The sequence below is a fragment of the Pseudomonas sp. LBUM1640 genome (assembly GCF_059716225.1).
In genome coordinates this window covers 5,121,288-5,136,277 of sequence record NZ_CP166816.1, presented here as the reverse complement: position 1 = coordinate 5,136,277, position 14,990 = coordinate 5,121,288, and the positions used below count along the sequence as shown (strand labels likewise).

The window sequence follows — 14,990 nt, the reverse complement described above, 5'->3', positions numbered from 1 at the left end:
GCTCAAGCCGGCAGCGAGCGGGTTACTAAGGTGGCACTGTGGGTCGGCGCGCTCGGCTGGCGAGTCAGGCGCAAGGCGTTGAGCACCACGGTCAACGAACTGAGGGACATGCCGATCGCCGCCCAGATTGGAGTGATCCAACCGAGGGCGGCAAACGGCAGCATAAGGCCATTGTACAGCCCGGCCCACAGCAGGTTCTCAATGATTACCCGACGGGTGCGCCGCGCCAGGCTAAACGCCTGCACCAGCGCGTCGAGGCGGTTGGAGAGCAGCACGGCATCGGCGCTGGTTTTCGCCAGGTCAGTGGCCGAGCCCATCGCCACACTGATATCGGCGGCGGCGAGCACTGGCACGTCGTTGACGCCATCACCGAGCATCAGCACCTTGCGGCCTTCCTTGTGCAGTTGTTGCAGCACTTGCAGTTTGTCGTCGGGGCGCAGGCCGCCGTGGGCTTCGTCGATGCCCAGCTCAAGGGCGACACTGGCGACCATCGGCGAGCTGTCGCCCGACAGTAGCAACGTGCGCCAGCCGCGCGCCTTGCACGCGGCCAGCAGGGCGGGCGCGTCGCTGCGCAGGCGGTCATCCAGCACGAACCAGGCGAGCGCGCTGTCACGGTCGCCGAGCAACAGCCACTGTCCGGCTTCGTCCGGCGAAGTGGGGATTGGGCAACCACTCAGTTCGCAGACAAAACCGGGCTGGCCGATACGCAGCTGGCGTTCACCCACGCGACCTTCCAGGCCCTGGGCGGGGAAACTCAGGACTTCATCGGCGGCCAGCGGCGCGCGGCCGAACGCTCGGGCAATCGGGTGTTCTGAGCGGTTTTCCAGGGCGGCGGCGAGGCTCAGGCATTCATCGCTGTTCAGCCCGCCCAAGGGGCGGATTGCACGCAGTGCCAGGCGGCCTTCGGTCAAGGTGCCGGTCTTGTCGAAAATCACCGTGTCGATCTGGTTCAGGCCTTCCAGCACATGGCCACGGGTCAGCAGCAACCCGAGTTTGTGCAAGGTGCCGGTGGCGGCGGTGAGGGCGGTTGGTGTGGCCAGCGACAGCGCGCACGGGCAGGTCGCCACCAGCATGGCCAGTACAATCCAGAACGCCCGTGAGGCATCCAACTGCCACCACAGCAAGCCGATCAACGCCGCCGCGATCAGTGAGCACAGCAGGAACCACTGCGCCGCGCGGTCGGCGATTTGCGCCAGGCGCGGTTTCTCGGCCTGGGCGCGCTCCAGCAGGCGCACAATGGCGGACAGGCGCGTGTCATGGCCCAGCGCGCGGACCTCCACCGTCAGCGCACCTTCGACATTAAGCGTGCCGGCGGTGACCGCATCGCCCACACACCGAGGCTGCGGCAGGTATTCGCCAGTGAGCAGGGATTCATCAACGCTGGATTGGCCGTCGAGAATCACCCCGTCTGCCGGCAGCACCGCGCCGGGATGCACGGATACGCGGTCACCTACGGCCAATTCACTGAGCAGGATGCGTTCACTCTGGCCATCCTCTTTGAGGCGCAGGCACGAGGCGGGCAGCAGGTTGACCAGCTGCGCGGTGGCGGCGGCCGTGCGTTCGCGCGCGCGCCGCTCCAGGTAACGGCCGGCCAGCAGGAACAGGGCGAACATGCCCACCGCGTCGAAATACAGCTCGCCGACGCCGGTGATCGCGGTCCAGATGCCAGCCAAATACGCCCCGCCAATCGCCAGGGAGACCGACACATCCATGGTCAGGTGCCGCGTGCGCAAGTCACGCAGGGCCCCTTTGAAAAACGGCGCGCAGCTGTAGAACACAATGGGCGTGGTCAGGAACATCGCCACCCAGCGCAGGATCACGTGCAGCTCCGGGCTCAGGTCGATGTTGAATTCCGGCCAGGTGGCCATCGTCGCCATCATCGCCTGGAACCACAGCAACCCCGCTACACCCAGTTGGCGCAAGGCCAGGCGGTTTTCGCCGGCCATTTGCTCGGTGGCGCGATCCGCCTGATACGGGTGGGCGGCGTAGCCGATGTGGCGCAGCTCGCTGAGCAGTTGGCTCAACGGCAATTGCCCGTCGGCCCAGCGCACCTGCAGGCGGTGGTTGGACAGGTTCAGCCGCGCCTCAGCCACGGCGGGCAGGCTGCGCAGGTGTTTCTCGATCAGCCAGCCACAGGCGGCGCAGCTGATGCCTTCCATCAACAGGGTGGTTTCGGCGAGTTCGCCGTCGTGGCGCACAAAGGGTTTTTGCACGTCGGCGCGGTCGTACAGGGCCAGTTCGTCGACCAATTGCACCGGCAGCGCCTCGGGGTTGGCTGAGGCTTCGCTGCGGTGCTGGTAATAGCTTTCCAGCCCACCGGCCACAATGGCCTCGGCCACCGCCTGGCAGCCCGGGCAGCACAGCTCGCGACGCTCGCCGAGGATCACGGCGGTGAACCGGCTGCCGGGCGGGACGGGCAGGGCGCAGTGGTAGCAGGGGGTTGGGTTGCTCATGGCTCAGTTCCGATGATCGTTCCCACGCTCTGCGTGGGAACGCCTCGCTGGACGCTCGGCGTCCGCTGTTGTGACGCAAAGCGTCATGGCTGCATTCCCACGCAGAACGTGGGAACGATCTAAGCGCAGGCTTTTTACTTCTTCAGGTCTTCAGCGCCCTGCAACGGCTCATCACCCAGCAGCAAGTCTTTGTCGTGGCTGACCTGTTCCTCTTCGAACATGCGCCAGGTCCTGTCGCCTTCCACGCCGAGCAATTCCACGAAGCGCCGGCCTTCGACCTTGTCGGTGACCTGGCCGATGTAACGGCCCGGTTCACTGTCGCTACGGGCCAGGTTGATCTTGCGATCCTTCTCGGGCTGGGTCGGGGAAATCAAGTTGAGTTCCAGGGTGGTCGGGTTGCTGTTGCCGGTGAGGTGCAGGTCGACTTCACCGGTCAGTTCGTCCAGGTGCACCGTGGCGCGCAGTTGCAGGGTCTGGGCCAGCAGTTCGCGGTCAAGGGAGCGGTTAATGCCTTTGCCGGCTTCGTAATAGTTGTCGTTGACCAGGTTGTCCGGGTTCTTCACCGCAATGGTCACCATGGACAAGGTCAAGGTCACCGAGCAGGCCAGGATCCCGATGATGATCCAGGGCCAGAGGTGCTTGTACCAAGGGCTTGCGGCAGTCGCTACGGGCATTGTTTCGCTCTCTGTTTATTAACGGACTTGAGGGCCGATGAATCGGCTCTTGGCTTCAATGTGGACGCTGTCGTCATCGGCATCCCTGAGGATGAATTCCACCTCGTTGGTGCTCGACGGTAATTGTTCCGGCGCGCTGGACAGCTCTACCGGCATGCTGAAAATCTCCCCGGCGGCCACCTTGATCTCACGTCGGCCTTGCAGTTTGAGGTCGGGCAGGCCGGAGGCGTCGAGCACGTAAGTGTGGTCGCGCTGGTCCTTGTTCATGATCTTCAGGCTGTAGACGTTTTCGATCCGGCCTTCGGCGTTCTCGCGAAATAGCACACGGTCTTTGCTGACGTCGAAACCGACCAGCGAACGCATGAAAAATGCGCCGACCAGCAGGCTGATCATCGCCAACAATACCAGGGCATAACCGATCAGGCGCGGGCGTAGCTTGTGGGTCTTCTGCCCGGAAAGGTTGTGCTCGGTGGTGTAGCTGATCAGGCCGCGCGGGTAGTCCATCTTGTCCATGATGTTGTCGCAGGCGTCGATGCACGCCGCGCAGCCGATGCATTCGATTTGCAGGCCGTCGCGGATGTCGATACCGGTGGGGCACACCTGCACGCACATCGTGCAATCAATGCAATCGCCCAGGCCCTCGGCTTTGTAGTCGATACCTTTTTTGCGCGGGCCACGCACCTCACCCCGGCGTGGGTCGTAGGAGACAATCAGGGTGTCCTTGTCGAACATTACGCTCTGGAAGCGCGCATACGGGCACATATAGATGCATACCTGTTCACGCAGCCAGCCAGCGTTGCCATAGGTGGCGAGGGTGAAAAACCCCACCCAGAAATACGACCAGCCATCGGCCTGGCCGGTGAAGAAGTCAAACACCAGTTCGCGGATCGGCGAGAAGTAGCCGACGAAGGTCATGCCGGTGACAAAACCGATCAGCAGCCACAGCGTGTGCTTGCTGAATTTTCGCAGGAATTTGTTGGCGCCCATTGGCGCTTTGTCGAGCTTGATGCGCTGGTTACGGTCGCCTTCGGTGACCTTTTCGCACCACATGAAGATCCATGTCCACACGCTTTGCGGGCAGGTATACCCGCACCACACACGCCCGGCGTACACGGTGATAAAGAACAGGCCAAAGGCGGCAACAATGAGAATGCCCGAAAGCAGGATGAAATCCTGAGGCCAGAAGGTTGCGCCAAAAATGAAGAACTTACGCTCCGGCAAGTTCCACCACACGGCCTGGTGGCCACCCCAGTTCAGCCACACCGTGCCGAAGTACAGCAGGAACAACCCGGCACCACCCAGCATGCGCAAATTGCGGAACAGGCCGGTGAAAGCGCGGGTGTAGATTTTCTCTCGCGACGCATAGAGGTCGACGGATTGACTTGAGTTTTTGGCAGGCGGGGTAACGTCATGTACCGGTATTTGGTTGCTCATCATTGCATCCCACGGCGGTGGAGATTGCCTCGGCCAGTACGTGCCAACCGGGGTCAAAAATAGGGTGTTGCAGTGGCGTAATGATACGCCCCTGGTACGGCTGAAAGGGTGCGACCTTTGGTCGCGTTGGGGGAAATCAATTGATGGTATATGTGATCTGGATCAATTGACTTGTGAAGTATGGCTGGTTTTTGCACGTAGGCCGGTCATTCGTCCCATGGATTAAGCAACGCAACGCCGCTCGATTTGAAGTCACCGACATTGCGCGTGACGACGGTAAGCCCATGAACCAGAGCGGTGGCAGCAATCAGCGCATCACTTTCATTGGCCTGGTCTGGCACATGCAGATGGGCGCAACGTAAAGCGACGGCGGCATCGACCGGCAGAATTCTGGCATCGAACGCGGGCATCACGTGACGCTTGAGCCAGGTACGCAAAACCTTTCCCTGGGCCGGGTCTCTGCGCTCCATGCGCAGTATCCCGGTTTCCAATTCTTTAAGCGTAATCGCGGAGATAAACATACGCAGCGCGACGACGCTTTTGGCCCAGGCGACGACGTTTGCGTCGGCCTGGGGTTTACGAAGTTCAGAGATTACGTTGGTGTCGAGTAGATACATCAAGAGAGGTCCACGGGGCGGTGAGTGATCACGGCACGTTCGGTTTCGAAGTCGATTTCGGCCGCTTCCGGCATCACCAACAAGTCAACAATGTCGGCATTGAGGCCTGTCAGTTTCTGGTAGTCCTCAATGCTTAGCAGTACATGGGCAGGCTTGCCGCGATCGGTGATAAAAACCGGCCCCTGACGGGCGGCTTTTTTGGCACCGCTTGTGTCTTGATTGAATTCACGGCTGGAAATGGTGGTGATGGTCATGGGGAATCCCCCTTCGGCAGACTGGATGTAGTTACGTTACTACTTGTAGATGGGGGGCATCAAGGCTGTCGTTACCAGCGGTCATGCACCCATTGAGTCGGTCAGAGGTTAGAAACGAAAAAGCCCCGCAATGCGGGGCATTTTCGTTACCAAGGCCTTACTGCTCCTCAGTCTTTTTGTCCCCATGGGACAAGCTGTAAACATACGCCGCCAGCAAGTGCACCTTGTCATTGCCTTGCAGCAATTCTTGCGCAGGCATCTGGCCCTGACGGCCATAACGAATGGTTTGCTGCAGTTGCGCGAAGCTCGAACCGTAGATGAAGGCGCCCGGATGCGTCAGGTCGGGCGCGCCCATCGCTGGTGTACCTTTACCGGCAGGGCCGTGGCAGGCCACGCAGTTGGCGGCGAAGAGTTTCGCGCCGTTGGCCACGTCAGCCTTGGCGCCTTCCGGCAGCTTGCGGCCGTCGAGGTTGGTCACCACAAAGCCCGCCACGTCGGCCACGCCTTGCTCGCCAATGACTTCGGCCCACGCCGGCATCACCGCGTGGCGGCCCTTCATGATGGTTTCCTTGATGGTCGCAGGCTCGCCGCCCCAGCGCCAGTCGGCGTCGGTCAGGTTGGGAAAGCCGTAGGCACCCTTGGCGTCGGAACCATGACACACCGAGCAGTTGGAGGCGAACAGGCGGCCGCCCATCTTCAAGGCTTGCGGGTCTTTGGCGACGTCTTCAATCGGCATCGAGGCGAACTTGGCGAAGATCGGCCCGAACTTGGCCTCCGACTTGGCCATTTCCTTTTCCCATTCGTGCACACCGGTCCAGCCGGTCTGCCCGTTGGCGAAGGCCGTTTGCTTGTCGTTGTCGAGGTAGTTGTAGCCCGGCAGCAGGCCTTTCCAGTTGCCCAGGCCTGGGTACAGCACCAGGTAGCCGAGGGCGAAGATGATGGTGCCGACGAACAGCATGAACCACCATTTGGGCAGCGGGTTGTCGTACTCCTCGATGCCGTCGAACGAGTGGCCGACGGTCTCATCCGTCTGTTCGGTGCGCTGGCCCTTGCGGGTCGACAGCAGCAGCCAGGTCAGGGCGAAGATGGTACCCAGACTGAGGACTGTGACGTACAGACTCCAGAACGTAGTCATTCTTTGTTACTCCTAGACGCTTGCTCGACGTGCTTGATGGCTTGCGGATCATCCGCAAAAGGCAACATGGTCGCGTCGTCAAACTCCGACTTGCGCCGCGGGCTGAACACCCACAACGCCAGGCCGATAAAGGCCACCATCACCACAACGGTGCCCAGGCCACGAATCATCCCGATATCCATGAAGATCACCGTTTGCTTTTGATGATGGTGCCAAGGCCTTGCAGGTAGGCCACCAGTGCATCCATTTCGGTCTTGCCCTTCACGGCGGCGGCTGCACCGGCGATGTCTTCATCGGTGTAGGGCACGCCCAGGGTGCGCAAGACTTCCATCTTCTTGGCGGTGTCCTTGCCGTCGAGCTTGTTTTCCACGAGGAACGGGTAGGCCGGCATTTTCGACTCCGGCACTACGTTGCGCGGGTTGTACAAGTGCGCGCGGTGCCAGTCATCCGAGTAACGTGCGCCGACACGGGCCAGGTCCGGGCCGGTGCGCTTGGAGCCCCACAGGAACGGGTGGTCCCACACGCTTTCACCGGCGACCGAGTAGTGGCCGTAGCGTTCGGTTTCGGCGCGGAACGGGCGGATCATCTGCGAGTGGCAGCCCACGCAACCGTTGGCGATGTAGACATCGCGACCTTCCAGTTCAAGCGCGGTGCGCGGCTTCATGCCTTCGACCGGCTTGTTGGTCACGTCCTGAAAAAACAACGGAACGATCTGGGTCAGGCCGCCGATACTCACGGCGATGACCATGAAGAAGGCCAGCAGGCCGATATTCTTCTCGACTACTTCATGCTTCATCAGTGGGCTCCCACTACAGCGATCTGAGCGGCGGCTTCAGCTTCAGCCGGGTTCGAGGCGCTAACGGTGCGCCAGACGTTGTAGGCCATGAGCAACATGCCACTGGCAAAGAACGCACCACCGATGGCGCGCACAATGTAGCCAGGGTGGCTGGCTTGCAGCGCTTCGACGAAGGAGTAGGTGAGGGTGCCGTCATCGTTGATCGCACGCCACATCAGGCCCTGGGTGATGCCGTTGACCCACATCGAGGCGATGTAGAGCACGGTGCCGATGGTGGCCAGCCAGAAGTGCGCATTGATCAGCCCGACGCTGTGCATCTGCGCACGGCCGAACAGTTTGGGGATCATGTGATACAGCGCGCCGATGGAGATCATCGCCACCCAGCCGAGTGCACCGGCGTGTACGTGGCCGATGGTCCAGTCGGTGTAGTGGGACAGCGAGTTGACGGTCTTGATGGCCATCATCGGCCCTTCGAAGGTCGACATGCCGTAGAACGCCAGCGACACCACCAGGAAACGCAGGATCGGGTCGGTGCGCAGCTTATGCCAGGCGCCCGACAGGGTCATCATGCCGTTGATCATGCCGCCCCAGCTTGGCGCCAGCAGGATGATCGACATCGCCATGCCCAGCGACTGCGCCCAGTCCGGCAACGCGGTGTAGTGCAAGTGGTGCGGGCCGGCCCAGATGTACAGGGTGATCAGCGCCCAGAAGTGCACGATGGACAGGCGATACGAGTAGATCGGGCGTTCGGCCTGTTTGGGCACGAAGTAATACATCATCCCCAGGAAGCCAGTGGTGAGGAAGAAGCCCACGGCGTTGTGGCCGTACCACCACTGGATCATCGCGTCAGTCGCCCCGGCGTAGGCCGAGTAGGACTTGAACAGGCTGACCGGCAGAGAGGCGTGGTTGACGATGTGCAGCATCGCCGTGACCAAGATGAAAGCGCCGTAGAACCAGTTGCCCACATAGATGTGCTTGGTCTTGCGCTTGACGATAGTGCCGAAGAACACCACGGCGTAAGTCACCCAGACGATGGCGAGCAAAATCGCGATCGGCCATTCCAGCTCGGCGTATTCCTTGGTGGTGGTGTAGCCCAGCGGCAGGGTAATGATGGCGCCGAGGATGACGGCTTGCCAGCCCCAGAAGGTGAAGGCGGCGAGGCCATCGGAGATCAGTCGCGTCTGGCAGGTTCGCTGCACGACATAGTAGGAGGTGGCAAACAATGCACATCCGCCGAAGGCGAAAATCACCAGGTTGGTGTGCAGCGGGCGCAGGCGGCCAAAGGTCGTCCATGGCAAACCGAAATTCAATTCCGGCCAAACCAGTTGCGAGGCGATGAACACCCCGAGCCCCATGCCAAGGATCCCCCAGACCACCGTCATGATGGCGAACTGGCGGACTACCTTATAGTTATAAGCAGTCGGACTGATTGCTGTGCTCATTCTAAGGTTCCACGGTTTAGGTTTTTTTATAGGTAAAATCGGTCGCAAGTATGTAGAAAGCGAGGGGCCATTGCAACGCAATGGCTGACCTGTATCAACGCGTTCCACGCCAGATTCTGCGCCCTTTCCATGTTTGGCGTAAGGACAAAATAAGAAATCGAAAGCTGATCGAGTGGACAGGAATTTTTTCAGGTTGCGACGGCACGGGCTGCGCGCGCCAAAACCGGTCCGCTGTGCAGGAAGCGTAGACCCGAATGGCGGGTGGGGAAAGTGGGTGTCGGGAAGGGTGCGACACTGGGTCGCTTAACCTGAACCTGTGGCGAGGGAGCTTGCTCCCGCTGGACCGGGCTGGCGCTCCAGTGCGTAGCGCTCCCAGGATTTTGGGGCCGCTGCGCAGCCCAGCGGGAGCAAGCTCCCTCGCCACAAGTGAGCGGTGCCGCCCCTGATGAGAGGGCGGCAGTCAGCGGGTTACTCAGGTTGGCTTTCTGGCGTTGCACCATCAGCGTTGTGGGACAGGCTGTACACATAGGCCGCGAGCAAGTGCACCTTGTCATTGCCCTGCAGCACTTCCTGCGCGGGCATCTGGCCTTGGCGGCCGTGGCGAATGGTCTGCTGCAACTGCGCCAGGCTGGTGCCGTAAATGAAACCGGCAGGCTCGGTCAGGTTCGGCGCGCCCATGGCTTCCACGCCGTGGCCTTGCGGGCCGTGGCAAGCCACGCAAGTGGTGCTGAACGCCGCTTGCCCCGCCGCGAGGTCGGCGCTGGTGTTGGCTGGCAATGGCAGCTTGGCCAGGTCGTGACGCACATAGGCGGCGACGTTTTTTACACCGTCTTCGCCCAGTATTTCACCCCAGGCCGGCATCGCCGCGTGGCGACCATTCAGGATGGTCGCTTTGATCGCTTCAGCCGAACCGCCCCAGCGCCAGAGGTTATCCGCCAAGTTCGGGAAGCCGTAAGCACCCTTGGCATCCGAGCCATGGCACACCGCGCAGTTGGACGCGAACAGGCGGCCGCCCATTTTCAGCGCCTGCGGGTCCTTGGCCACGTCTTCCACCGGCATAGCTGCAAATTTGGCGAAGATCGGCCCGAACTTGGCGTCGGCCTTGGCCATTTCCTTGTCCCATTCCTTGGTCTGGGTCCAGCCGCCTTCATAGCCCGGCAACACGCCTTTCCAGTTGCCCAGGCCCGGGTAGAGGATCAGGTAGCCGACGGCAAACACCAACGTGCCGGCGAACAGCATGAACCACCACTGGGGCAGCGGGTTGTCGTATTCCTCGATACCGTCGAAGGCGTGGCCCATGGTCTGGTCGACGCTGCCTTTGGTCTCGCCCTTGCGGGTGCCGACCAGCAGCCAGGTCAGGCCGATCAGGCTGCCGAGGGTCAGTACGCAGATCCATGTACTCCAAAAGGTAGTCATGGCCGGTTGCTCCTTGTTGCAGGCTCTTCTTGAGCGTCGGATGGAGAAGGTTCATCGGCAAAGGGCAGCAGGCGGGCCTGCTCGAATTCCGCATTGCGCTTGTTGTTGAACACCCACAACGACAGGCCGATAAAGGCGATGGCGACCACCAGCGTGCCAAGGCCGCGGATGGTGCCCGCATCGAATTCAAATCCCATGGTTCACCTCTTGCTCTTGATGGCAGTGCCGAGCACTTGCAGGTAGGAAACCAGCGCGTCCATCTCGGTCTTGCCCTTGAGGCTGGCGACGGCGCCACTGATGTCGTCGTCGGTGTACGGCACGCCGAGGGTGCGCATCACTTTCAACTTGGTCTCGGTGTGGCTGCTGTCGACCGGCGCCGTGACCAGCCACGGGTAGGCCGGCATTTTCGACTCCGGCACCACGTTGCGCGGGTTGTACAAGTGCGCGCGGTGCCAGTCGTCCGAGTAACGCGCGCCGACGCGAGCCAGGTCCGGCCCGGTGCGTTTGGAGCCCCACAGGAACGGGTGGTCCCATACGCTTTCGCCCGCCACCGAGTAGTGGCCGTAGCGTTCGGTTTCGGCGCGGAACGGGCGGATCATCTGCGAGTGGCACTGCACACAGCCTTCGCGGATGTAAATGTCGCGGCCTTCCAGTTGCAGCGCGGTGTAGGGCTTCATGCCCTCCACCGGCTTGTTGGTCACGTCCTGGAAGAACAGCGGGACGATCTGGGTCAGGCCGCCGATGCTCACGGCGAGCACCATCAGCAGCATCAGCAGGCCGACGTTCTTTTCAATCGTTTCGTGTTTCATCACTGACTCCTCAGGCCATCTGCGCGACAGGGGCGGCTTCGACGGGTTGCGCCGAGCGCACAGTGCGCCACGTGTTGTAAGCCATCAGGAACATGCCGCTGAGGAAGATCGCACCGCCCACCAACCGCACGATGAAGCCTGGGTGGCTGGCCACCAGGGTTTCGACGAAGGAGTAGGTCAAGGTGCCGTCTTCGTTGACTGCGCGCCACATCAGGCCCTGGGCGATGCCGTTGACCCACATCGAGGCGATGTAGAGCACGGTGCCGATGGTGGCCAGCCAGAAGTGCGCGTTGATCAGGCCAAGGCTGTACATCTGCTCGCGTCCGAAGATTTTCGGGATCATGTGGTACAGCGCGCCGATGGAAATCATCGCCACCCAACCCAGCGCCCCGGCGTGTACGTGGCCGATGGTCCAGTCGGTGTAGTGGGAGAGGGCGTTGACCGTCTTGATGGCCATCATCGGCCCTTCGAACGTCGACATGCCGTAGAAGGCCAGGGACACGACCAGGAAGCGCAGGATCGGGTCGCTGCGCAATTTATGCCAGGCGCCCGAGAGGGTCATCATGCCGTTGATCATGCCGCCCCAGCTGGGCGCCAGCAGTACCAGCGACATCACCATGCCCAGCGACTGCGCCCAGTCCGGCAGCGCGGTGTAGTGCAAGTGGTGTGGGCCGGCCCAGATGTACAGGGTGATCAGCGCCCAGAAGTGCACGATGGACAGGCGATAGGAATACACCGGGCGCTCGGCCTGTTTCGGCACGAAGTAATACATCATGCCGAGGAAGCCTGCGGTCAGGAAAAAGCCTACCGCGTTATGCCCATACCACCACTGCACCATGGCATCTGTCGCACCGCCATAGAGGGAGTAGGACTTGGTCAGGCTGACCGGGATTTCCAGGTTGTTGACGATGTGCAGGATGGCCACGGTGATGATGAACGCACCGAAGAACCAGTTACCGACGTAGATGTGCTTGGTGTTGCGCTTCATGATCGTGCCGAAGAACACGATGGCGTACGCGACCCAGACGATGGTGATCAGGATGTCGATCGGCCATTCCAGCTCGGCGTATTCCTTGGAGCTGGTGTAGCCCAGCGGCAAGGTGATCGCGGCCAGCAGAATGACCAGCTGCCAACCCCAGAAGCAGAACGCGGCGATTTTCGGCGCGAACAGCTGCGTTTGGCAGGTACGTTGTACCGAGTAGAAGGAGCTGGCGAACAGTGCGCAGCCACCGAAGGCGAAGATCACCGCGTTGGTGTGCAGCGGGCGCAAGCGGCCGAAGCTGGTCCACGGCAAATCGAAGTTGAGTGCAGGCCAAACCAATTGGGCGGCGAGAAAAACCCCGAGCCCCATGCCGACGATGCCCCACACCACCGTCATAATGGCGAATTGGCGGACCACCTTGTAGTTATAGGCGGTACTTAAAGTAGTGTTCATGGTTCCCCATCCACGGTTCAACCCAAGCAAATGCGGCACTTGGGCTGGAGTTATAGGCAGACTAAAAAGCGAGGCAAGCATGGGCAAAGAGCACAAGGCCAGTATTGACGGGGATCAATGGGCGCAGTGTGTGCGGGAGCGCGGCTGGTTGTGGGATGCGGCGACGGGGTCTATCGCGCGCGCGCCTGTGACGTTGATCCTGGCTCACGGCGCCGGCGCCCCGATGGACTCATCCTTCATGAACGACATGGCTGCACGCCTTGCCGGGCATGGCGTGAACGTGTTGCGCTTCGAGTTCCCCTACATGGCGCAGCGCCGCTTGGACGGGGGCAAAAGGCCGCCGAACCCGGCGCCGAAGCTGCTGGAATGTTGGCGTGAGGTGTATGCCGAGGTGCGACGTCATGTCGCTGGGAAACTGGCGGTTGGCGGCAAGTCCATGGGCGGGCGGATGGCCAGTTTGCTGGCCGATGAGTTGCGTGCCGATGGGCTGGTGTGCCTGGGTTATCCGTTCTACGCGGTGGGCAAGCCGGAAAAACCACGGGTCGAGCATCTGGCCGGGCTGAAGACGCCGACGTTGATTGTGCAGGGCGAGCGCGATGCGCTGGGCAATCGGGCGGCGGTGGAAGGCTATGACATATCGCCGAGCATCGAGGTGATGTGGCTGGTGGCGGGGGATCATGACCTGAAGCCGTTGAAGGCCTCGGGGTTCAGCCATGAGCAGCATCTGGAGGCTGCGGCGGGGAAGATAGCTGAGTTTCTGAGCGCCTGTTAGGGCCTCATCGCAGGCAAGCCAGCTCCCACATTTTGATGTGTGAATACAGTCAAATGTGGGAGCGGGCTCGCCCGCGATAGCGGTTTACCGGTTAAAACGCTCCACCAGCGAATACTGGGTATTCGCGGTATGGGTCAGCTCTTCACTCAACTGCGCCGAGTTCATCGCCTGTTCCGAGGTCTGATCCGCCAACAGCGCAATCGTGCTGATGTTACGGCTGATCTCTTCCGCCACCGCGCTTTGCTCTTCGGTGGCAGCGGCGATCTGGGTGGTCATGTCGGTGATATTGGCCACCGCTTCACTGATGCCCACCAACGCCTGATCCGCCTCCATCACCCGCGCCACACCTTCTTCGGCCTGGCGATGCCCGGCGTCCATGGTTTGCACGGCAGCGGCTGCCGTGTGCTGCAGCTTGGCGATCAAGGCATGAATCTGCCCGGTGGACTCAGCGGTGCGCTGCGCCAGTTGACGGACCTCGTCAGCCACCACCGCAAAACCACGGCCCATCTCACCGGCACGGGCCGCTTCGATGGCGGCGTTCAAGGCCAGCAGGTTGGTCTGGTCGGCAATGCCCTTGATTACATCAACCACGCCGCCGATTTCATCACTGTCCTTGGCCAGTTGGGTGACGGTCACACCGGTTTCACCCACGGCGATCGACAGCCGCTGAATTGCCTCGCGGGTTTCCCCGGCGATGTCGCGGCCGCGACCGGTCAGGCGATTGGCCTCCTGAGTGGCATCAGCCGTACGCTGCACGTGGCTGGCGACTTCTTGAGTCGTCGCCGCCATCTGGTTGACCGCAGTGGCCACCTGCTCGGTTTCCACGCGCTGGCGCTCCAGGCCGCTGGAACTGTTGTGCGCCAGGGTATTGGACTGCGCCGCCTGGTCGTTGAGGTGCTCGGCCGTATCCTGCAAGCGCGTAAGGCAGGTCTTCAGACGCGCTTCCTGGCTGAGGATCGACATCTCCAGCCGCGCTTGTGCACCACGGCTGTCGGTGTACATCTGCGCGATCAACGGGTCGGACGTGGTCTGCTCCGCCAGGCGCAGCAGACGCTTGAGGCCGCGCTGCTGCCAGCTCAGGCCCAGCAAGCCCAACGGCACAGACAACCCCGCCGCCAAGGCAAAGCCCCAGTGGGAGTTGAGTGACGCACCAATCATGAAGCTGAGCTGGCTGACCAGGATAAACGGCAGCCAGTCCTGCAACACCGGCAGCCACTTGTCCCGCTGAGGAACGGCCGACTTGCCCTGGTTGATGCGTTGATAGAGCGCTTCGGCCCGGCGGATCTGCTCGGCGGTGGGCTTGATGCGCACCGATTCATAGCCGACCACCTGGTTGCCATCGAAGACCGGCGTCACATAGGCGTTAACCCAATAGTGATCGCCCGTCTTGCAGCGGTTCTTAACGATGCCCATCCATGGCAAGCCTTGTTTGAGCGTGGACCACATGTGTGCGAACACGGCCGACGGCACATCCGGGTGACGCACCAGGTTGTGCGGGGCACGGATCAGCTCGTCGCGGGTGAACCCACTGATTTCGACAAAAGCGTCGTTGCAGTAGGTGATCACGCCTTTGGCGTCTGTGGTGGAGATCAACCGTTGCTGAGCGGGAAAGGTACGTTCGCGCTGGGTAACGGGTTGGTTATTACGCATGGTTGTTCAATCCGCAAGGCTTTCAGGGGGTATCGGCAGAAGGCGGGAGTTGTTGAGAAAATTCTTTTGCCTCTCCTGCAAATCGGGGGCGTTCAGGAAGTGG

15 protein-coding genes are annotated in these 14,990 nt (G+C 61.5%); 1 reads left to right on the top strand and 14 read right to left on the bottom strand.

The window, feature by feature from the left end:
• Positions 1-2 precede the first annotated feature (2 nt).
• The 13 genes from ACA065_RS22580 to ccoN (ACA065_RS22520) form a co-directional block, all read right to left on the bottom strand.
• Entirely contained in the window at positions 3-2,453 is a 2,451-nt protein-coding gene (locus ACA065_RS22580; RefSeq protein ID WP_497691581.1) for a heavy metal translocating P-type ATPase, read from the bottom strand.
• Positions 2,454-2,587: 134 nt separating this feature from the next.
• On the bottom strand, positions 2,588-3,127 hold the full coding sequence (locus ACA065_RS22575; RefSeq protein ID WP_497691580.1) for a FixH family protein: 540 nt from the start codon (positions 3,125-3,127) through the stop codon (positions 2,588-2,590).
• 18 nt (positions 3,128-3,145) lie between these two features.
• On the bottom strand, positions 3,146-4,561 hold the full coding sequence (gene ccoG / locus ACA065_RS22570; protein ID WP_497691579.1) for a cytochrome c oxidase accessory protein CcoG: 1,416 nt from the start codon (positions 4,559-4,561) through the stop codon (positions 3,146-3,148).
• Between the two features lie 206 nt (positions 4,562-4,767).
• Positions 4,768-5,178, bottom strand: coding sequence for a type II toxin-antitoxin system VapC family toxin (locus ACA065_RS22565; protein ID WP_497691578.1), 411 nt, complete (start codon positions 5,176-5,178; stop codon positions 4,768-4,770).
• Complete coding sequence (locus ACA065_RS22560; RefSeq protein WP_016979309.1) at positions 5,178-5,432, bottom strand: type II toxin-antitoxin system Phd/YefM family antitoxin; 255 nt, start codon at positions 5,430-5,432, stop codon at positions 5,178-5,180. The genes ACA065_RS22565 and ACA065_RS22560 overlap by 1 nt, the downstream gene beginning before the upstream one ends.
• Before the next feature lie 157 nt (positions 5,433-5,589).
• The gene (ccoP, locus tag ACA065_RS22555; protein ID WP_497691577.1) at positions 5,590-6,567 is read right to left on the bottom strand and encodes a cytochrome-c oxidase, cbb3-type subunit III; all 978 of its coding nucleotides are present in this window, start codon (positions 6,565-6,567) and stop codon (positions 5,590-5,592) included.
• Positions 6,564-6,749, bottom strand: a complete 186-nt coding sequence (locus tag ACA065_RS22550; protein WP_497691576.1) for a cbb3-type cytochrome oxidase subunit 3 — start codon at positions 6,747-6,749, stop codon at positions 6,564-6,566. Before ACA065_RS22550 ends, ccoP (ACA065_RS22555) begins: the two co-directional genes overlap by 4 nt.
• 5 nt (positions 6,750-6,754) lie before the next feature.
• Positions 6,755-7,363 carry a cytochrome-c oxidase, cbb3-type subunit II gene (ccoO, locus tag ACA065_RS22545; RefSeq protein WP_078738505.1) on the bottom strand — a complete coding sequence of 203 codons (609 nt, stop codon included), beginning with the start codon at positions 7,361-7,363 and terminating at the stop codon, positions 6,755-6,757.
• On the bottom strand, positions 7,363-8,805 hold the full coding sequence (gene ccoN / locus ACA065_RS22540) for a cytochrome-c oxidase, cbb3-type subunit I (protein WP_497691575.1): 1,443 nt from the start codon (positions 8,803-8,805) through the stop codon (positions 7,363-7,365). Before ccoN (ACA065_RS22540) ends, ccoO (ACA065_RS22545) begins: the two co-directional genes overlap by 1 nt.
• A 468-nt stretch (positions 8,806-9,273) precedes the next feature.
• Positions 9,274-10,221, bottom strand: coding sequence for a cytochrome-c oxidase, cbb3-type subunit III (gene ccoP / locus ACA065_RS22535; protein WP_497691574.1), 948 nt, complete (start codon positions 10,219-10,221; stop codon positions 9,274-9,276).
• Complete coding sequence (locus ACA065_RS22530; protein ID WP_083357379.1) at positions 10,218-10,418, bottom strand: cbb3-type cytochrome oxidase subunit 3; 201 nt, start codon at positions 10,416-10,418, stop codon at positions 10,218-10,220. The genes ccoP (ACA065_RS22535) and ACA065_RS22530 overlap by 4 nt, the downstream gene beginning before the upstream one ends.
• Before the next feature lie 3 nt (positions 10,419-10,421).
• Positions 10,422-11,030, bottom strand: coding sequence for a cytochrome-c oxidase, cbb3-type subunit II (ccoO, locus tag ACA065_RS22525; protein ID WP_017134815.1), 609 nt, complete (start codon positions 11,028-11,030; stop codon positions 10,422-10,424).
• Between the two features lie 10 nt (positions 11,031-11,040).
• A complete protein-coding gene (gene ccoN, locus ACA065_RS22520; RefSeq protein ID WP_497691573.1) occupies positions 11,041-12,465 on the bottom strand; it encodes a cytochrome-c oxidase, cbb3-type subunit I in 1,425 nt (474 codons plus the stop codon).
• A 79-nt stretch (positions 12,466-12,544) separates the two neighbouring features.
• Between ccoN (ACA065_RS22520) and ACA065_RS22515 the strand changes: the two genes are divergently transcribed.
• The gene (locus ACA065_RS22515; protein WP_497691572.1) at positions 12,545-13,237 is read left to right on the top strand and encodes an alpha/beta family hydrolase; all 693 of its coding nucleotides are present in this window, start codon (positions 12,545-12,547) and stop codon (positions 13,235-13,237) included.
• A gap of 84 nt (positions 13,238-13,321) precedes the next feature.
• Here ACA065_RS22515 and ACA065_RS22510 read toward each other — a convergent pair whose 3' ends face one another.
• Positions 13,322-14,887 (bottom strand): methyl-accepting chemotaxis protein, encoded by a 1,566-nt coding sequence (locus tag ACA065_RS22510; RefSeq protein WP_497691571.1) that lies wholly within the window; start codon positions 14,885-14,887, stop codon positions 13,322-13,324.
• Positions 14,888-14,990: the final 103 nt, after the last annotated feature.